The following is an 18,833-nucleotide window of genomic DNA, read 5'->3' as shown; positions in this document are numbered from 1 at the left end:
AATCTTTTCACAGCGTACTGAAAAAAGAGCTGATCTATTGCACAAAATTCCGGACAAAGGAACAAGCCAAGCAGGCGATTTTCGAGTACATTGAACTTTTCTACAACCGCAAACGAATTCACAGTTCGCTGGGATACTTGTCGCCAGCGCAGTTTAGTGCACAGTTTTTTGATCGTACAGCATCCTAGATTCTCTTATTTTACTGTCCACTTTCTTGACAGAGGTCCAGGACAATAGAAGAAAGAATTATGGAGTTTGAAGCCCTTGAAAATTGTGGTATTACACGATTGAATGATGACCGATCAATACTTGTATTTACGTGAGGACATCACCGTTTCATTGAAAAGACAGCGATTCAACTAACTGGGAACGGTAGTTCAGAGCCAGCCGGAAGCAGTTTGATATTGCGGCAGCTGCTCCTTTTTCATTTCTACACTCGAAAAAACTTAGTTTGTTTAATATACAAACTAAGTTAAAAGTGCTATTCTTTTGGCAAACACTCATCATCACAACACGAGAATCCTTATGCTATATTCGGTTCAATTTCAATTCAGAGAGGAGCAATGCCATCATGGATCAAAATATTAAACAAGCGATAGTTCGGGGAGAAACCTCGCTTGGCATCGAATTTGGATCCACACGAATTAAGGCTGTACTGATTGATTACAATTTTGAAACAATCTGTTCCAGCAGCTATGAGTGGGAAAATCAATTGATCGACGGTTATTGGACCTATCCTCTTAATGAAATGATTAAGGGTTTACAAGAAGCCTATCACCAGTTAAAGCAAGATGTTGAGAATAATTATGGCGTAACACTACAAAAAATCGGATCAATCGGATGTTCTGCCATGATGCAGGGCTATATTGCACTTGATCAAGCAGGGGAGTTATTGGTTCCGTTCCGTACATGGCGCAATGCCACAACGGGTACAGCTGCAACGGAGCTAACCGAGAAATTCCAATTCAAAATTCCTCAACGCTGGAGCATCGCACATTTATATCAAGCGATTTTGAACGATGAAGAGCATGTTACTAACATAAATTATATTACGACTTTATCGGGTTACATTCATTGGCTGTTGACTGGCAACAAAGCTCTTGGTATAGGGGATGCCTCTGGTATGTTCCCAATCGATGAATCTGCAGAGGAATATAATGAAGATATGGTGAAGAAGTTTGACGATTTAGTTGCCGATAAAGGCTACCCGTGGAATCTTAAAGATATTTTACCCAAAGTTTATACGGCAGGTGAACATGCTGGATATCTCAATGAAGCTGGTGCTCGACTGTTAGATCCATCAGGCAACCTGCAAGCAGGAATTCCGCTATGTCCTCCAGAAGGCGATGCAGGAACAGGCATGGTTGCTACGAATAGCGTCAAAAAGCGTACCGGCAACATTTCCGTAGGTACGTCGATTTTTGCAATGTTTGTTCTGGAGAAAGATTTATCCAAGGTGTACCCTGAGATTGATATCGTGACTACACCTGATGGCAGCCCTGTCGCCATGGTTCTTGCTAACAACTGCTCCAGCGATATTAATGCATGGCTCGGCTTGTTCCGTGAATTTTATGAAGCAATGGGACTGAAACCCGATATGAACCAGTTATTCAGCGTTCTGTTCAACAAAGCGCTGGAAGCAGACGCAGATGGCGGCGGCTTGCTGAGTTACGGTTACTATTCAGGCGAGAACATTACCGGGTTTGCAAAAGGACGTCCGCTGTTCGTTCGTTCTCCAGAAAGCCGCTTCAATCTAGCTAACTTTATGAGAGTACATCTGTTTACCGCGTTTGCTGCATTAAGGCTCGGGTTCGATATTTTGACACAAAAGGAAAATGTAACATTTGACCGTATTTTGGCGCATGGCGGATTGTTCAAAACGCCGCTAGTCGGTCAAAAAATGTGTGCCGCAGCACTGAATATCCCTGTTTCGGTCATGTCTACGGCTGGAGAGGGCGGCGCGTGGGGGATGGCGATTTTGGCATCCTATATGGTTAATAAGGAGCAGCACGAGGGCTTGGCTGATTACATTACCACTAAAGTGTTCAAAGATGCAGAAGGACAAGAGGTTTATCCTGACAGCGCAGATGTGAATGGCTTTGCCTTGTTTATGGAGCGTTACACAAAAGGGCTGGCAATTGAGCAAGCAGCGGTAGATCATTTTGCGGAAAATTGGAAGAAATGAGGAGCATGAGAAATGAGTTGTGCCATAACTCATTAAACTACCGGGAGACGTTAGTTGAACGACAACAGCGGCAATCTAAGACTGAACTGCACCCCGTCAAGTAGACAGTGAAAATAAACGAAGTCATTAAACGGCCTTGGTCCTAAATTCCACCGGACTACGGCCGTTTAATTTTGCTTGCAACCGTTCGTAATTGTAAAAGTGAATGTAGGCCTCAATGTCATTATTAAGCTCTTCAAAAGTATGGTACTTGTGCAAATAATACTTCTCACATTTTAAGGTCCCCCAGAAGGATTCCATTGGACCGTTATCGATGCATCGCCCAACTCGGGACATACTCTGAACCATTTTGTTGCCATCCAGAAGCTTTTTAAAGCCAAGTGAAGTATATTGGTAGCCTCTATCGCTATGAAGCATAGGGCTGCTTTCTGGAGCTGCTTGCAAAGCGAGTTTCAACGTCTGGAATACAAGTGGATTGTTATTGGAACGCCCTAAAACATAGGAGACGATGGATTTATCATGGAGATCGAGAATAGCGCTTAAATACGCTTTCTGGCCGTTGCCATACTTAAATTCCGTTACATCGGTGAGCCACTTTTCATTCGGCGCATCCGCATGGAAGTTGCGGTTTAGGACGTTCTCCGCGACCTGTTGTGGCGTGCTGTTGGCATACTTTTTCCTCTTCCTCCGAATAACGGACTGAATCCCCATGACCTTCATTAGCCGCTTTACGCGTTTGTGGTTAATGATCTTTTCGGTTTGTCTGCGCATATGCAGAGTTAATTGACGGTACCCAAAGGTGCGCTCCACTTTCTCATAGATGGTCATCATCACCTGGATCAACTGCTCATTCTCCTGCTCACGAGGACTGGGCTTGCGATTTAGCCATTTGTAATAGCTTGAGCGTGCAATTCCTGCAATTTCGCATAGAAGTTGAACGCTAGCTGACGCGTCCTTTTGAAGTGCCTGAATGGCAAGGTAAATCGTCTCCTGCCGTGTTTGATTTAGCGTCGCCTTCTTTCGAGTTCCTCTAACTTTTTTAAAAATGCATTTTCCGCCCGAAGTCGCTCAATCTCGTATTCCATTTGCTTCATCTTGAGTTTCTGTTGGTCGGTCTCCGTTAACTCTTCCGGTGCTTTCTTTCTCCCTCGGCCATCCTTTAACGCATCCTGGCCGCCACCTTCGAACTTCTTTACCCATTGGTATACTTGCTGATAGGAGACCTGAAATTGTCCAGCTGTCTTTTGGTAGTCATGTTGATTGGTCAGACAATACTGGACGATTTCGATCCTTTCTTGCCAAGTCGTAGTGCGACCTTTTGTCATAGCTTTTGCTTCCCCTTTATAGGCTGTTAAGCTGCTATGACCATTATACTCGTTAATCCAATTGAAGAGCTGTCTCGTACTAGCAATCTTGTATTTATCAATAATCTGGTACTGAGACAAGTCCCCCTCAAGGTAGTCCTTCACCGCCTGGAGCTTAAGCTCAGCACTGTACCTTTGCAGATGTGTACGGCGCTCCAGTCCTTCATATCCATGTGTCTTGTATCGACGCTGCCATTTCATTAAAGTTGTCTTGTTAATTCCATACTTCTTCGCAGCTGCTAGAAAACCAATCTCCCCGTTCGATACCTCTTCGAGGATGGCGAGTTTCTCCAAAGCGTTATATTTCTCTCTAGTCATGAAAAAGCTCCCCTCACGGTAACAGGTTTTATTATTTAACCTGTCTACCGTAAGGGGAGCATATCAGACCTTATTTATCAGGTCTTGGAGTGCCGCTGCTTTATATTAATGGTTCAGTCGAAAACTTATTTCTCTAAAGCTGACGACTCTTCAATTCAGAATTATCACCGGACATGAGAAGAAAAAATTTATACCTGCTTAGCTGCCGCCACTTCAGTGACCGCTTTGTGGATTGTGTCGAACAGCTCCTCCAGGTTTTCTTCTTCGATACAGGAGAAGGCAACGCGCAGGTCGGTTTCGCCAAGCGCAATCGTGCCGATGCCGTATTGCTCGAGAAGATGCTGCCGCACAGCCTCTGCGGATACGCGAGTCAGCTTCAAACACATGAAATACCCGGAGTTGAACGGGTAATATTCCCATGTATCGCCGTAGCGTCCGCTGTCCAGCAGCGATTTGACGCGATTGGCGCGGCCTTTCATGATATGGAATTTCTCATCCTTCTGCTGGTCGAAATCCGGGGACTGCAGCGCATGAAGGACAAAGGTTTGCGATGGATGCGGTCCGCTGGAAATCGTCGCGCGGATAATGCCGATCGTCTTCTGCTCGAGCGCGGCAAGCGTCGCGGCCGAGTCGGATGCGTAAGTGATAAAGCCGACACGGAAGCCCCATACGTATTCTTCCTTCGTGGCGCCGTCCACCTTAACAGCCAGTACGCGCGGATGAACCTTCGCCAGCTTCGAGAACAACGATTCCTGCAATGAATCCTCGAAAAACAGTCCGAAATAGGCGTCATCCGTTACAGCTACAACGTTAATGCCTGCTTCCGCGGCGTCGCGTACCGCGGCTACGATCTCTTCGCCTTCGCGTGCATCAGGCGTATAGCCTGTCGGGTTGTTCGGGAAATTCAGCACGACAATCGCTTTGCCTTTATCCTTCTGAGCGAGCAAAGCCTCGCGCAAGCCTGCGCTGTTGAAGCGCATGTTATCGTTATATAACGGATATTCCACGATCTCTGCTCCGCGGCGGATGCCGAACGTCAGCTCGTAGTTCTCCCAATTTTTATTCGGTATGACAACGGCGTCTCCGTTGTCCGCGAACAGGTCCGCCACGATGCTGAGACCGTGCGTCAGGGCGTTCGTTGCAATCGGGCTGCCGAAATTGATATTCGCAAGCGAAGGATTATCCTTAATCATCTTGGCACGCCAAGCATTGCGCAGCTCCGGCTTGCCGCCAGGAGGCGCATATTCATACAGGTCCTTCGGATTGTAGGCGCTAAGCGTATCTTGAATGAGCTTAAGATGCATCGGCTGTCCGCCTTCCGTCGCGATGCCGATTGTGGCGTTAAATTTTTTCGCCTTCGTCTTCGCTTCTGCGGATTGACTAAGAATGCCCTCTTTTGGAAAATAGATCGCTTTGCCAAGATTGGACAACATGTCGTAGACATTCGGACTTTCCTTCTGCAGCGTCTCATTTAATTGCTGAGCCAGTGAGTTCATGGACTTCATTCCATCCTTCCGAAATCAATACTTTGTCTTTTAATGTTCGTGATATTATAACATTTTTAACAGCTGCAAACCATTCTCAAATCAGAACTTTTTACGAAAAATTATTACGTTTTCGTGGACGATCCGCAGTTGCCCCGCGGTTATGCTCTATTATAAGATGGAAAGACGGAGCTGCACGACAAGTAAGATGGGTACGCTTGTTAGCAAGGGAGGAACAACAATGCTTCATATATCGCCCGAATCGATTGGTTTGCTGCCGGCTTTCGCCAAAATCGTGTGCGAGCCCGGTTGGAGATGGGCAAGGCGCGAGAAGCCGATGGCTAACTATGATCTCTTTTACGTATGGAGCGGAGAGGGAGAAGTCGAGGTGAACGGCGTTCATTATAAGGTCGGAAAAGGAAGCTGCTTTTTATTCCGGCCGGGCGACTATACGAGCGCTACGCATAATCCGCAGAAGCCTCTGGTGCTTACCTATATTCATTTCGCCGTGAATGAGCCGGTGAGCGAGGTGCCGGAAAGATACCGGACGCTGACGGATACGGTTGATTTCGAATATATGCTGTCCAGGTACGTGAGATTGTTCCTCGTTCAGACCTACGCTGCGGAAGAGGAAGCAAAGCTTCTCCTGAAGGCGCTTCTCATACAGATGCTTAGAGCGGATAACGCGGCTCCAATCGAAAAGAAAGCCAGCAATCAGCTCACCGAAGTGATTCACGAAGTGGCCAACTATATCCGCCAAAATCCCAGCATCGCCCACCGGGTGGAGGATTTGGCTACCAGGGCGCAGCTTTCCCCGCGTTATTTTTCGATGAAGTTTAAAGAACTGATCGGCATGTCCGTTCAAACGTACATGATTCGTGTGCGAATTGAGCGGGCGCAGCATCTGCTTATGCACGCCGGCATGAACGTGACGGAAGTGGCGGACGCGCTGGGGTACCGGGACATCTTTTTTTTCAGCCGGCAATTTAAGCAATACACCGGAAGAAGTCCTTCCGAAATTCGATAATCGTTACTGAAACGAAAAAGACTGCAGATGCCTCCGCTTTGGGCGGGCATACGCAGTCTTTATTCATTAATTGGAAGTTCCTTGAGTCGTGAGAAGCTCGCCCAACGACTCGCCCATGCGGACCTTTGAGCCGAGCTGAAGGTCGGGACGAGGGGTGAAGGTTTTTTCTTCGAGCAGAAGCACGACGGTTGAGCCGAATTCGAAATACGCGAGCTCATCGCCCTTCGCTACCGAATCATGCAGCGGCAGCACATATTGTATGCTGCTGACGTTCATGGCGCCGACCTTGACGACGGCCGCTTCGCCGCTTTGATGCTGAATATATGTAATGAGCCGCTCGTTCCGGCTAAGCACCCTTCTCATGTGCCGAAGACCGAATTCGTTAACCGGATATACCTTGCCGGCAATATGCTCCCGCTCGACGATTTGACCGGTAACGGGAACGTGAATGCGGTGATAATCGGTAGGGCTTAAATAAAGCACCATATAAAATCCATTATGATAGCGGCTGGCTCTAGGCGAACCGTTGAGAAGCTCATCGATCGTATAGTCTTGCCCCTTCACGTTAACGATCGTGCCGGACCGAATGCCGCCGATTCCGGTAATAACCGCGTCGACGGGGCTGGCTACCGAGTTCGGACCGTCGTGGACCGTTCTCATCCCAGGCTTTAGCCGTCTTGTGAAAAATTCGTTCAACGTTCGGTATTCATGGATCTGCCTCTCCGCTTCTTCGATTGCGATGCCGTAAAGCTTCGCAAAGCGGGGGATCATGTGCCGGCTAGCTCCGGATTGAGCGAATCTGCCGGTAATGCGGGATATCCATTTGCGGGAGCTGAGCTCCGTCATGGCGCGAAGCAGCCATTTGATCATAGCGGCATCCTCACGTCCTTTCCTTGTACTGAAGTCAAGAGGGTCTCTGTCCACCAACAAGTTTGACATATCGAATCTATTTTATCAATAGCGGACCGGAGCGGACAGGGGAACCCGTCGTTCAAGCGGCGTCCGGATAGTTGCGGCCGAAGCCGTTCATCCGCTATGATGGAAGCATCTTTGGGAAGGGATGACGGCATCATGACAAAAATAAATGCGGGACGGCCCCGCGCGGTCATTTTTGATATGGACGGCACGTTGTTCGAGACGGACACGCTGTTAATACCCGTACACAAGAGAGTATTCGAGACGCTGCGCGAGGAAGGGCTCTATATGGAAGAGACGCCGCCGGTAGAGCGGCTGCTCGGCTGCTTAGGCATGCTGCTTGAAGATATTTGGAAAAACGTCATGCCGGACAGCAGCTTGGAAGCGAGAAAACGGGCTGACGTTCTGCTGCTCCAATACGAATTGGAAGGCTTGGCTGCCGGCGAGGGACTGCTCTACCCGCATGTGGCGGAGACGCTGTCTGAGCTGAAGGCGGGCGGCGCAAAGCTGTTCGTGGCGAGCAACGGTCTGGAGGACTATGTGAAGGGCGTGGCGCAATATAGAGGGATCGCTTCGCTCTTCGACGGGATCTACAGCGCAGGAGAGTTCGGCACGTCCAGCAAGGTTGATCTCGTGGCGAAGCTGCTGCAGGATCACGGGCTAGTCGGCGAGCCTTGTTGGATGGTGGGCGACCGCTCCTCCGACGTAGAAGCGGGAAGAAGCAACGGGCTTCTGACGATCGGCTGCGCCTACGCTAAATATGGGAAAGCGTCGGAGCTGGAGAATGCCGATATCCGCATTTCCGATTTCCGGGAGCTGCTGCAGCTGCCGGAATAAACGAACAGACCGGGCTGTCACAGCCCGGTCTGTTCGTTTACTTCAATTCTTGTGTCCTGCTTGCTCTTTTTTTTATATTTCCAAATCGCGTATTCAAGCGGCCTCACGATCGCTTTGTGATAAACATCCGGCTCGCCCGCCCGGATGAACACCTCGCGGGAGGGCTTTGGATTCACCTCGATCATCCAAATCCGGCCTCGCCGGTCGATTGCGATATCGATCGCAAGCTCGCACAGCGCATCGTAGCAAAGCTCCAAATATTGGGCGATGCTAATGCCGAAGCGATACACTTCATCTTTAATGCTGGCGATTCTCCCTTCGTCGCCGATCCAGCTGCGAAGGAGCGTATCCATTTTGACGGCTCTTCCGCCGCCATGCAGATTAGCCGTAATGCTGCCGGGAGCTCCGACTCGGCCGGCGCAGCCCGTTACGGTCCACTGGCCGCTGCCGTCCTTCTGTACAAGCAGCCGATAATCGTGAACGCGGCCGTTCCGCAGTTTTAGCTGGATGCCTTGCTGCACGATGTAACGCGTCGTTTTCAAATTCCACCCGGCCAAATAATGGCTGAGTTTGTCTGGCTTCATCCTAACCGGCTGCACGATTCTCCGGCCTTGATCCCTGCCTTGAATATGAAGCATGCCGCTCTTGTCGCGCTCGATGCGGAGAATGCCGCGGCCTCCCGTACCGTTAATCGGCTTCAAATATAAGAGGGAGTGGGTGCGAAGCATCTCGCGTACGTCCTGCACGTCGTTAATGTACCGGGTTTTCGGCAAGTAGGGGCGGAACCGGTCATCCTTGGACAGCACGGTATAAATCGTCCATTTGTTGCGCAGCGGCTTATTAAGGAAGGTCTGGTTGTTGTAGCGGGACCGGAATTTCAGCAGCTCATCGAACCGGTGCGAACGCTGAATGCGGCAGCGGTCGAAGATCATATCGGGAAACCGCGTCCACTTTCTATGCCACAGCTTTGAATTCGTATCATAGAACTGCCCGCGAATACGTTGTAATTTGTGGTGGACATCCTCCGGAGTGAAGACGAATATTTGCAGGCCGAGCTTCTGTCCCTCCTCCGTCATTTTCCGATAAAAGTCCCTCTCTTCGAGTGCGCCCGAGTCATTGAGATATAGCGTCAATATGCCCAAGGAGGGCTGCGTCATGCTGAATTCCCCTTTCGAACCGGAGCGTCGACTTGCCGGTGGGGCCTTTATGAATCGACACGGCCTTCATTCCCAGGGCGAAGCATAGCGCCATGCTGGGTATATTGTCTGCCGCGACATGGCATGCCAGCGACCCTAAAGCATTCATCATCGCGCGCATAATCGTGCTGCCAATGCCGCTTCTTCGCGCGGAAGGGTGAACGACGATGAGACAGCCGCCGTCCCCTCCGTCAGCCGCGAAGCCGAGGCCGGCGATCCGCCCGTTCCGTTTGGCTACGACTACAGCGGCGCGCGCGAATCCGTCTTCTCCCTTCAAAAGCCATTCCGGATCGAGGCTGCGCAGTGCATGGAGTGCGGCTACCGTAATTCGCTTTTCCCCGAAACGAATGATAAAGCCAAGTAATCTTCGCTTATCCTTTATCCAACTCTCAGGTGTCAGCTGCAGCAGCTCCATGTTACACGCCTCCCGCTCGTTTCGCTTTTTTACGGTTCAGATAAGCTCCGTACTGAAAAATTCGCTCTAGCGACTTCTGCCGAATATGCGGCTCGTCGAATTTCATCGGCTTCGAGTTCGCTTCGAAGAACCACAGATTTCCGCTGCTGTCTACGCCTAGATCCATCGACATCTCGCCGAGACGCTGGCCGGAGGCGCGTTCAATCTGTTTGGCAATGAGCAAAGCTGCGACTCTCGTCTTTTGTAACAGCTTATGAGCCTCTACTTGGCCGAATGAATACGTAAGCAGCTTCTCGGGATCGTCGATGCGGCCGCCGCGCGGCACGTGCGTCGTAATGCTTGAAGTGCCTGCCATTCGCGCGCCGAGACCGGTAAGCTCCCAGTTGCCGTTCCGGTTTTTTTGCACGAGCGCCCGTAAATCGAATCGCCGGTCATCCACGGACGCAAGCTGAATGCCTTGCTGCGCGATATACGCGACGCCGCCGCTCTCCTTCTGGATGCGCGCCCATAGCTTTTGAAGAGAGGAGCAGCTGTATGTGGAGCTGGTTTTGTCCTCCTGGATCTTGAGCCGGTATGGCAAAGGCTTTCCTCCGAGCAGCTTAACCGTCATGATGCCTTTGCCGGCTTTTCCGCTCTCGGGCTTCAAATACAAGTAGGAGTGCTTCAGAATGAGCCTTCGAAGTCCGCTTACGCTCACTAATTTTTTTGTCGCGGGAATAAAGGGCTTCGTTGTTTTAGAGCTTCTCAGCCATTTGAACAACTGCCACTTATTGAAAAAAGACGGGTTGAACAAGCTGACCTTGGTCAGCCTGCGGCATGCTTTAATTTTCCGGCGGACTTCCGGCTGCATCTCGTCCTCGCGCAATGGAATGCGGTTATAAATGATATCGGGGAAAGGCATCTGCTGCTTCTGCCAGGTTTTTGTTTCGAAGCGGTAGACGTAGCCCCATAACGATTTGCGGCGAAGCAGCAAGTTTTTGACGGTCAGCACATACACTAGAAAGCCCATCGCCTGCCCGGTCCGGATCAAATCCGCAAAGTTGCTGCGGTTGCCGCGGAAATCGCCTTCGGGGTCGTCGATCGTTAAGATGGCGAAGACAGGCGCCTGTTTTTTCGTTTCATTCACTTGCCGAACTTCCTGAATTATAGCGTTCATGGGCTATCACCTTCCTGGAAGCGGCTTAAATACATGCAGTGCTCGAATATATAGGAGACCGAGGCTTTGCCTTCCGACTTAAGCGCCGGATGCTTGAAGATGGAGCGCCCCGGCTTGGCGTTCGCCTCGAACATCCACACATTGCCCGATTTATCAATGCCGATGTCTAGCCCCAGCTCGCCAAGCCGATGCGGGTAGTTCCGCTCGATCGATTCGGAGAGCTTGACGGCGACGCGCTTCGCCCTCTCCAGAATCTCATTCGCCTGACTGCCGAACGTGCGGCTGAGCGCCTGCTCCGGCGTCATAAGCGAGCCTCCGTTTTTGACATGTGTCGTGACGCTGCCGCGGCCTGCCTTTTTGGCTCCGATACCGGCGGGTACCCATTGATTGCGGCCGTTCTTATGCATATGGAAACGGAAGTCGATTTGGCATTTGTCGATCTCGATCAAGCGAATGCCTTGCTGCGCCACGTATTGGCTGAGGCGGCTGCCGTGCCTGGCTTGAAGCATTCTCATCATCAATTGGAAGCTCGCGAATCGCTGCAGCACGTTCTGGTTGCCTTTGCGGTACCGGACGTAATACCCCCGGCCCGGCTGGTAGGTCAGCCGGTAGATGCCGATGCCAAGGCTCCCGCCCCCCGGCTTGTAGTAGATGAAATGGTATTTCTCCAGCATTTCTTTAATTTTAGCAGCCGTCGGGTTAGGGACCGATTCCGGGAGATGCGCCAGCGCCTCCGGATCGTTATCGAGCAGCCGGTAGACGTCGGCTTTGTTTAAGAAGCTCCAGTTGAAGATGGGAATCCGCCTTTTGACAAAGCGCTCGCGAACGGAGCTGATATAGGGCATCGTCTCCGCTTTGCGGTTCGGCAGCCTGTTGTATACGACATCCGGCAGCGGAACCACCTTGCGGTACCAGCCTCCCTGCGCATTAAGGAAATAGCCGTTAACCGTCTCCTTCTGCCAGTTGATGTCGCTGGGCGTAAACCCGAAAATATAGGCCTTGTGAGCGCCTGATCGGATAATTTGTTTGATGAAGCCGGACCTAGCGCCGAACGGATAGGGATCCGAGGGTTGAATCGTATCGGTTAAGATGCCGACCAGCGGCCCCATTTGGATTTCGCCTTCACCCGTACTCAATACATAGACATTTCCGGTTTTCGGCACTTTCACGGAATTCCGAACGCCGGCGGACAGGTACATATGGTTGCCGGCCCGCCTCAGCTGCCTTACGGCTGCAGTAATCACAACATTGCCCAATTTTAGACGGATCGACCTTTTGCCGGCTAGCTTGAGCTGGTTATAGAGCGTTCTGGACAAATAGACAATTTTATTAGACTGCTGTGAGAAGTGCACGTTACAAGTTGTCAGACTCATTGATGAACCTCCTGAACGTTTGAGGACCTCAGCGTTGCGGTATGGCGATTTGACGCTTCGGATGACCATAAGCTTGGTTTGCTGATACAAAGGTCGGCCTAACGCGTTCCGTTAAAAATCTGGCATAGCGAAGCGGTCTTTCGATCGACTGCTTCAGCGCGGCCGCATCCCCTATTTGGCGAAAGGCTTCGCGGCCGGGCTTGGTGTTGACTTCAATAAGCCATAGCTTTCCGGACGGCTCGACGCCGAAGTCCATCCCCAGCTCGCCGAGCCTGCCGAACCCGCCTTCCAGACATTTAGCTGTTTGCCCAGTTATTGTATGGATTTTCCGGTATAAACGTTCGGCCATGGATTGCCCAAAGTTGGAGAGGAGGAAGCCGCGGACAGGCAAGGCGATTCCGCCTCCATGCAGGTTCGAGGTCAGCGTTTCTTGGCTCCCCGAGCGTACGGCCATACCGGTCAGCCGCCACATGCCGGTATCATCCTTTTGCGTCAAAACCCGAATGTCGTATGGACGGTTATCGGCATCGCGGAAAGCGTAATAGGGTTGAACGAGAAAAACGGAACCGTTCGTAAATCGGTCAAGCCACACGGAGAGCTCGCTTATTTCGGTGAACGACTTCATAAAGGGGCGGTTGCCGCGCGATCTTCCGTTCACATAAAGCTTGTTCCCCCATAGCTCCCTCCGAATATGAAGAAGGCCTCGGCCTTGCATCCCGGACGAAGGCTTAAGCACGATGCCTTCGCGGCTCCCGGAAAGCAGCGGCTCCAGCGCCTCGGCCGCATATTTTGTTGTCCGCGGCAAATACGGCGCAAGCCTTCCGTCTTCTTGCAGCGTATGGTAAACCCCAAGCTTGCCCGGCAATCTGCTGTTGATAAGCTGATGCGAATGCCGCTTCCGCATTTGCTGAAGCGCAGCGATGCTGCGCGTAGAGCATTCCCTGCTTCGGCAGAAGCTGCGGTCATAGACGACATCCGGCAAAGACACCCGCTGCCGGATCCAGCCCTCGGGGGTATAGCGGTACCCGTGCAGCGCGCCCGTCCGCGGATTGTAATCCTCGGCCGAGAAGGTGAACACATCAACGGCTTGCTCTGCGGCGGCCAAGCTTAACGCGCGGCACAGCCGCGGCTCGGGGGGAACCGCGGGTGAATTCGCATCCAAAGCTGTCGGTGCTGTCAGAATGCCGAAGGAAAGGGGGGCAAGCTTCTTCATTGAGGCTACCTCCGTTAAAAGCCCGATAAGAAGCGGGCGTATTGGATCATCAAGCGTACGGATGGTCTGATCTTCCCCTCATTCAGGGGAGTGTTGTCGTTTTTGGACGGCTTGGAGTTAACCTCCAGCAGCCAGACTCTGCCGCTTTTATCAAGCGCAAGGTCGATGCCGAGCTCCCCGAAGTGGGCCGGAATATGCTCGTCGATGCCCTTGGCAATTTGCAAGGCGGCGCTGCGCAGCTTGTTTGAGGTTTCGAGACGGCTGATGCCGCTGCTTAAGTTGCTTTTGGTCACGGCGGCGCTGACGGTGCTGAGCGTACCGCCGCGCGCAAGGTTCGAGACAAAGTGCTGGCTTCCCGCGGTTCGGGCGACAATCGATGTGATCATCCACTTCCCGCTGGCGTTCTTCTGAACGAGGGCGCGGAAATCGACGGGTCGGCCTCCGATTTCAATGAGCTGCAGCCCTTGCTGGATTTGATAGCGCACGGATTTCATTTTGGAGGAGACGGAAGCGTACAGCTTTGTCATATTCGAATAGGTTACTTTTTTGGTGCCCGCGCTCGTCGCGTACTGCGCCTGGTAGCTTTCGCCGTCCAGCCGCGAAATCCGGACGATGCCTTTGCCGAGGCTGCCTCTGATCGGTTTCAAAAATACCGTATTGTGCTTGCCGCACATCGCGCGCAGCGTCGAGTAGCTGCGCAGAAGATACGACTCCGGCAAATAACGGGTCAGCTTAGCGTCTTTTTTGAGCGCCTCGAACACTTCGGACTTATCCAGAAACTTTTCGTTAAACGCGATGGTGGCATGATGGAACTTGGTCTCTTTCAAAAATCGCTGCACAGCTTCGCTGTTCTCCAGCTTTCGGGTCGTGAGGCGGTTGTTCACGATATCGGGCGCCGGCATCTCGCTTTCCTTCCAGCCGTCGTCGGTGTAAATCCAGCTCCGGACAATGTCGGTATTGCCGCCGATATGCTTCGGCGTGAAGAAATAGACGAAGGCGCCCTGCGCTTTGCACGCTTCGACAACTTCACGGCAGAACATCGTAATGGAGCCGAATGGCTTCTCCGGCGTACGCGGGTAATCGCGGCTGACCAGCACGCCGATGAGCGGTCCTAAAGCAAGCACCGCAGCGGCTGTTTTGTAATGAATCCGAAGCTGCAGCCGCGAAGGAAGCCCCATGCTCTCCGCAAGCGCTTGACTGATCCGCATGGCGTTTAATCGTGCGACCGGAATAACCTTGACATTCCGGCGGAAAGCTCCGAATTTTAATTGAACGTGCTGGCCTCTTGGTATTTTCCAATACTTGACGTAACTCTCGCCTAACAGGATGGTGTCTTCCGGCAGATTTTCCGCGCTGACCACCTGAATGGCTGCTTTCGCTTTCGTTTTGATCATTTCTTGTATTCTCCTTCCGTACCAGAGGAGCTCATGCTACCCGAGGTCGTGAGGGCCCTAGGTGTTTGGAAACGAATTAGTTCATCATATGAGACCGCCTACCGGATTGTGATAACAGGCCACCTCGGGGCAGGTAAAGGAACGCGGGCTTGCGGGTTGCATTCTGCAGGCATAGCGGGAACGGCGTTTTCATAGAATAGAGGAAATGGGACAAGACAGCTCGCCTTTAGTAGAAAGATTTGAGAGGAGCGGGAATGATGGAACGGAAAAATAGTCGGAATGGAAAAGGGAAGCATCTCGTTTATCTTATCGTGGCGCTGGGGATGCTATTTTTTGCGATGATGAAACTGGAGCAGGGCGGTTCGGGCGATGGATATCGCCTATTTTGGTATACGTGGTTAGCCTTTTCGGCTGTTATTGTCGCGGCGAATGTCAACTGGCTGCTGTTCGTGAGCGAGGAGAAACGCAAGCAGCTGGCGCAGATCAAGCATGCGAAGGCGGTGCTGCGGGAGCGCAGCCTGGAGAAGCTGCTTGGAAGACGCGCGGAGAAGCGGAGCAAAGCGCAAAGCCGATGAGATCAAAAAAAGAACTCGCTATCCAGCCAACATGGAGCGGGTTCTTTTTTTCTATTCAAGCTCTTTGAATTGCACCAGCTGCTTGACGAATTTATAGACGGCTTCTTGCTCCTTCAAGCTGAGCCCGTGAAGCTGGCTGGCGATTTTTTCGGCGTAAGGCGTATTCTCCTCCGCCTGGGGAGCATCGAGCCGGGCATCTTCCGAGTGGATATGCACAACGGTCTCCAGAGGAATATGCAAGGCTGCCGCGATTTTGTGGAGCACGTCGATAGTCGGATTTTTTTCGCCCCGTTCTACTTGTCCCATATAGGAAGCGTTAATATCGGCGCGAAGCGCAAGCTGCTCTTGGCTTAAGCCTTTCGCTTTGCGAAGCGTACGAATGTTATTGCCGATCTGTCGTCCGATGTCGCTCATCTTTTCACCTCAGCCTAAAGATAGATGGTTGCGGCGGTGTCAACAACGTTTTATAGGATGTACAAAAAATAGTGACTATAGTCATTGATATTCGTTGGATGAATTATTATAATTAACATAAATATGACAATTGTGATAGACTAGTGGAATGACGATAGAGAGGGAGAGCGGAGAATGTCGGTAGAAGAGTTTGATTTTTTTCGCAAAGTGAAATCGCATTATTATCATGTTTCTTTTTGGCTGTCCTTCACTTATTGCTTCGCTCACCGGCATATGAAGATTGCGACCGCAAGGGGAGCTTTCAGCTGCGGGGTTGACGTGCATACCCAGACGGTGGTCTATACGATGCAGCTCAAATCGGACCCGATTCATCGGCCGCGCAGCCAAAGCGACTCTTTCTTATTCTCGACCGTTTATGAGGCGATTCCGGCCCAAACCATAGAGTTTGCGAATTATCCGATTTTAAGGCTGAAGTACCGCGTGCCGATCGATTATGATTGGCAGCAATTCATTCGAAACGGAGCGGAGTCCGCCATTAATAAAAGCACCATGAGCGCCCTCTTTAAGAAGTGGGAGCTGCATGACGAAAACGGAGAACCCGTTGACGGCAAGCTAAAGGTCGTGAAGGTGCAGTTCGACGGTTAGCGCGATTTCCTTCATTCTCTCCAATCTTTTATAATGGAGACAGATAAGGAGTTGATGAGGGTGTCTACCATTCACGATCCAGGAAGCGAATCCGGAACGAAGCACGAACAGATTCTTCAGCATATACAGAGCCTTAAGATCGGCACGAAAATTTCGGTTAGAGCGATCGCCAAGGCGCTTCACGTAAGCGAGGGCACCGTTTATAAAGCATTCAAAGAAGCGGAGGCTTCCGGGCTTGTCAGCACGAAGGAGCGGATCGGAACCGTCCGTATCGACCGCAAACGGAGGGACGCTCTGGACCAGCTGACCTTCGGAGAGGTTGCGCAAATCGTGGACGGCAGGCTGTTCGGCGGCGGCGACGGGCTTGATAAGTCGCTGCATAAGTTTGTAATCGGAGCGATGGAGCTGGACGCCATGCTTCGGTATATAGATGAAGGCAGCCTGCTTATTGTGGGCAACCGGGTCAGCGCCCACCGCTGCGCGCTCGAGCAGGGAGCGGGCGTTCTGATAACAGGCGGCTTCGAGCCCAGCGAAGAAGTGATACGGCTGGCGGATGAGTTAGCTCTTCCGATTTTGTCCTCCAGGCATGATACGTTTACAGTGGCGTCCTTAATTAACCGGGCGATGTTCGACCGGCTGATCAAACGGAAGATTATGCTGATCGAGGATATTGTCACGTTCAGCCGGCCGGCTGATGTGCTTCGCTCCGGAGAGACGGTGGCGGATTTCGGCAGGCTGTCGAAAAAAACGGGCTATATCCGGTTTCCGGTTGTAGACGAACGGGGACGAGTTATCGGCATGATGACCGCGAAGGATGCGGCAGGATCGGCGGAAGATACGCCTGTGGACAAAGTTATGACCAGACAGCCGATTACGGCTGCGCCGAATATTACGGTAACGTCGGCCGCGCACACGATGGCTGCAGAAGGCATCGATTTGCTTCCGATTGTGGACCGCCACCGGAAGCTTCTGACGGTCGTTACCCGCCAGGAAGTGCTGGATGCCATGCGATTCGCAGGCAAGCAGCCGGAATCGGGCGAAACGTTCGAAGACCTCATGTGGGCGGGGTTTATGCAGTCGGAGGAAAAGGATGCGGACGATGCGGGGATCAGCTATAAAGGCGCAATAACGCCGCAGATGTCCGGAGCGCTCGGGATGGCGTCGGAAGGTCTTTTATCGACTTTGATGGCCCAAGCGGCCAGAAGGATGATTCGGGAGACGGGGAAACGCGATTTTTTGCTCGAAAGCATGACCTCTTATTATGTTAGGCCGGTGCAGATCGACAGCGAAATTACGATCAAGCCGAGGCCGCTGGAGCTGAGCCGGAAGTTCTCCAAGCTGGAGATCGAGGTGCTGGACCGCCAAGGCTTAGCGGCCAAAGCGATGCTGACGGCCCAGATGATCGACCCTTATTAACGGCTGCCGGCGCTGTCCTTGGACTGCGTCATAGAGCGGTACACGCTTAAATTTTTTAATCCCGCGAACAGATTAAATACGCCGAGGGCGATGAAGAGACCCCCGATGACGATGCGGAGCGTCGAATCCTCCGACAGGAACAGCAGGACGGACGCGAAGAAGATAAGCATAAAGCCCATGCTGATATTTGTTCGTGCGGCATGCATGCCTCTTGTCTGCATGTCGGGGGAGCGGCGCGACTTCCAGCTGAAGTAGACCGACAGCGCCAGCGTAATGAGAATTGCCGGATACAGCACATAAAACAACAATTGATCCATAACGGTTAAGCAGCTCCTTACGTGTTCAAGTCGCCCTCTATTGTATCAGAAGAGCGCCCATCCGCGCTAGGAAGCGCATCAGGAAGTAGGCGGTCTCACGTAAGGGCTTGCGGTCATCCAGATTTGCAGCTTGTACTCGGAGAGCAGCACCGTTCTCAGTTCAACCGTGAAATCTTTGCCGTTTACATCCGTATAGATCTTCTCTCCCAGCAGCTGTCTGGTTAATTTGGCATCCGAATCGATGTCGTATATATTGCGGCCGATGAAAATGGCCAAATCCTCCTTCACGCGCCGTATCAGCTCGGCTTCCGTCACTTTATCCAATTTAACTCGCTTGTTGCCGTCATGCTCCAGACGGAGCTGAACGCTTTTAATGACGGTATGCTGGTTTTTGTATTGCGTCAGCATATCCAAATCCTGCTCGTACTGCTCCAGCTTATCCTCAAGCTCTTTCTGAGTCTCGTAGAGCGCCTGGAACTGCGCCACGAAGAGTGAATTGAGAACGACGGCTCCCAGCACCATCCCCAGCAATAATGCTCCGAATAGCTGCATTCCCCGCACGAATCGCTCGAACGGCGGCACTCTCATC

Annotated in this window: 20 protein-coding genes; 7 read left to right on the top strand and 13 right to left on the bottom strand. The window is 51.8% G+C overall.

Annotation, left to right across the window (positions count from 1 at the left end):
* Positions 1-188 (top strand): IS3 family transposase (locus D3P08_RS26460; protein ID WP_147381784.1); only part of this gene is annotated, 188 nt, incomplete at its 5' end.
* Positions 189-571: 383 nt separating this feature from the next.
* Positions 572-2,185 (top strand): xylulokinase, encoded by a 1,614-nt coding sequence (locus D3P08_RS26455; RefSeq protein ID WP_119603136.1) that lies wholly within the window; start codon positions 572-574, stop codon positions 2,183-2,185.
* A 126-nt stretch (positions 2,186-2,311) separates the two neighbouring features.
* Here D3P08_RS26455 and D3P08_RS26450 read toward each other — a convergent pair whose 3' ends face one another.
* The 3 genes from D3P08_RS26450 to D3P08_RS26440 all read right to left on the bottom strand — a co-directional run bounded on the left by D3P08_RS26450 (position 2,312) and on the right by D3P08_RS26440 (position 5,363).
* Positions 2,312-3,232 carry an IS3 family transposase gene (locus tag D3P08_RS26450; RefSeq protein ID WP_119603135.1) on the bottom strand — a complete coding sequence of 307 codons (921 nt, stop codon included), beginning with the start codon at positions 3,230-3,232 and terminating at the stop codon, positions 2,312-2,314.
* Positions 3,190-3,867, bottom strand: a complete 678-nt coding sequence (locus tag D3P08_RS26445; RefSeq protein ID WP_119603134.1) for a helix-turn-helix domain-containing protein — start codon at positions 3,865-3,867, stop codon at positions 3,190-3,192. The genes D3P08_RS26450 and D3P08_RS26445 overlap by 43 nt, the downstream gene beginning before the upstream one ends.
* A 188-nt stretch (positions 3,868-4,055) precedes the next feature.
* Positions 4,056-5,363 carry an aminotransferase class I/II-fold pyridoxal phosphate-dependent enzyme gene (locus D3P08_RS26440; protein ID WP_119603138.1) on the bottom strand — a complete coding sequence of 436 codons (1,308 nt, stop codon included), beginning with the start codon at positions 5,361-5,363 and terminating at the stop codon, positions 4,056-4,058.
* 229 nt (positions 5,364-5,592) lie between these two features.
* On the opposite strand from D3P08_RS26440, the gene D3P08_RS26435 reads away from it, so the two are divergent.
* Positions 5,593-6,378 carry a helix-turn-helix domain-containing protein gene (locus D3P08_RS26435; RefSeq protein WP_119603133.1) on the top strand — a complete coding sequence of 262 codons (786 nt, stop codon included), beginning with the start codon at positions 5,593-5,595 and terminating at the stop codon, positions 6,376-6,378.
* A gap of 66 nt (positions 6,379-6,444) precedes the next feature.
* Here the strand turns inward: D3P08_RS26435 and asd are convergent, their stop codons facing one another.
* Positions 6,445-7,248 (bottom strand): archaetidylserine decarboxylase, encoded by an 804-nt coding sequence (gene asd / locus D3P08_RS26430; RefSeq protein WP_119603132.1) that lies wholly within the window; start codon positions 7,246-7,248, stop codon positions 6,445-6,447.
* A 201-nt stretch (positions 7,249-7,449) separates the two neighbouring features.
* On the opposite strand from asd, the gene D3P08_RS26425 reads away from it, so the two are divergent.
* Positions 7,450-8,130: an HAD family hydrolase gene (locus D3P08_RS26425; protein ID WP_119603137.1), complete on the top strand. Its 681-nt coding sequence runs from the start codon at positions 7,450-7,452 to the stop codon at positions 8,128-8,130.
* Between the two features lie 17 nt (positions 8,131-8,147).
* Here D3P08_RS26425 and D3P08_RS26420 read toward each other — a convergent pair whose 3' ends face one another.
* Genes D3P08_RS26420 through D3P08_RS26395 form a run of 6 tightly spaced genes read right to left on the bottom strand, consistent with a single transcriptional unit; the run spans position 8,148 to position 14,877 of the window.
* On the bottom strand, positions 8,148-9,287 hold the full coding sequence (locus tag D3P08_RS26420; protein ID WP_119603131.1) for a YheC/YheD family endospore coat-associated protein: 1,140 nt from the start codon (positions 9,285-9,287) through the stop codon (positions 8,148-8,150).
* On the bottom strand, positions 9,244-9,741 hold the full coding sequence (locus D3P08_RS26415; RefSeq protein WP_119603130.1) for a GNAT family N-acetyltransferase: 498 nt from the start codon (positions 9,739-9,741) through the stop codon (positions 9,244-9,246). Before D3P08_RS26415 ends, D3P08_RS26420 begins: the two co-directional genes overlap by 44 nt.
* A 1-nt stretch (position 9,742) precedes the next feature.
* Positions 9,743-10,897, bottom strand: a complete 1,155-nt coding sequence (locus D3P08_RS26410; RefSeq protein WP_119603129.1) for a YheC/YheD family endospore coat-associated protein — start codon at positions 10,895-10,897, stop codon at positions 9,743-9,745.
* Positions 10,894-12,270 (bottom strand): YheC/YheD family endospore coat-associated protein, encoded by a 1,377-nt coding sequence (locus D3P08_RS26405; protein WP_119603128.1) that lies wholly within the window; start codon positions 12,268-12,270, stop codon positions 10,894-10,896. The genes D3P08_RS26410 and D3P08_RS26405 overlap by 4 nt, the downstream gene beginning before the upstream one ends.
* A 28-nt stretch (positions 12,271-12,298) precedes the next feature.
* Positions 12,299-13,483, bottom strand: coding sequence for a YheC/YheD family endospore coat-associated protein (locus D3P08_RS26400; protein ID WP_119603127.1), 1,185 nt, complete (start codon positions 13,481-13,483; stop codon positions 12,299-12,301).
* 14 nt (positions 13,484-13,497) lie between these two features.
* Positions 13,498-14,877 carry a YheC/YheD family endospore coat-associated protein gene (locus D3P08_RS26395; RefSeq protein ID WP_119603126.1) on the bottom strand — a complete coding sequence of 460 codons (1,380 nt, stop codon included), beginning with the start codon at positions 14,875-14,877 and terminating at the stop codon, positions 13,498-13,500.
* A gap of 254 nt (positions 14,878-15,131) precedes the next feature.
* On the opposite strand from D3P08_RS26395, the gene D3P08_RS26390 reads away from it, so the two are divergent.
* Positions 15,132-15,452, top strand: coding sequence for a hypothetical protein (locus D3P08_RS26390; RefSeq protein ID WP_147381857.1), 321 nt, complete (start codon positions 15,132-15,134; stop codon positions 15,450-15,452).
* 51 nt (positions 15,453-15,503) lie between these two features.
* Here the strand turns inward: D3P08_RS26390 and D3P08_RS26385 are convergent, their stop codons facing one another.
* The gene (locus D3P08_RS26385) at positions 15,504-15,866 is read right to left on the bottom strand and encodes a helix-turn-helix domain-containing protein (RefSeq protein ID WP_119603124.1); all 363 of its coding nucleotides are present in this window, start codon (positions 15,864-15,866) and stop codon (positions 15,504-15,506) included.
* 174 nt (positions 15,867-16,040) lie between these two features.
* Here D3P08_RS26385 and D3P08_RS26380 point away from each other — a divergent pair, with 174 nt between their 5' ends.
* Together D3P08_RS26380 and D3P08_RS26375 are read left to right on the top strand one after the other, a co-directional pair.
* Positions 16,041-16,511 carry a hypothetical protein gene (locus D3P08_RS26380; RefSeq protein ID WP_119603123.1) on the top strand — a complete coding sequence of 157 codons (471 nt, stop codon included), beginning with the start codon at positions 16,041-16,043 and terminating at the stop codon, positions 16,509-16,511.
* A 69-nt stretch (positions 16,512-16,580) separates the two neighbouring features.
* The gene (locus D3P08_RS26375) at positions 16,581-17,927 is read left to right on the top strand and encodes a DRTGG domain-containing protein (protein WP_240647759.1); all 1,347 of its coding nucleotides are present in this window, start codon (positions 16,581-16,583) and stop codon (positions 17,925-17,927) included.
* On the opposite strand, the gene D3P08_RS26370 is transcribed toward D3P08_RS26375, so the two are convergent.
* Both D3P08_RS26370 and D3P08_RS26365 read right to left on the bottom strand, forming a co-directional pair.
* Positions 17,924-18,244, bottom strand: coding sequence for a YtpI family protein (locus tag D3P08_RS26370; RefSeq protein WP_119603121.1), 321 nt, complete (start codon positions 18,242-18,244; stop codon positions 17,924-17,926). The two genes, D3P08_RS26375 and D3P08_RS26370, sit on opposite strands and share 4 nt — an antisense overlap.
* Positions 18,245-18,322: 78 nt before the next feature.
* A complete protein-coding gene (locus tag D3P08_RS26365) occupies positions 18,323-18,832 on the bottom strand; it encodes a sporulation membrane protein YtrI (RefSeq protein WP_119603120.1) in 510 nt (169 codons plus the stop codon).
* Between the last annotated feature and the right edge of the window lies 1 nt (position 18,833).

The sequence above is a fragment of the Paenibacillus nanensis genome, from assembly GCF_003583765.1.
GTDB lineage: Bacteria > Bacillota > Bacilli > Paenibacillales > Paenibacillaceae > Pristimantibacillus > Pristimantibacillus nanensis.
The sequence above is the reverse complement of the archived record's forward strand: the minus strand, read 5'-3'. Positions and strand labels throughout refer to the sequence as shown.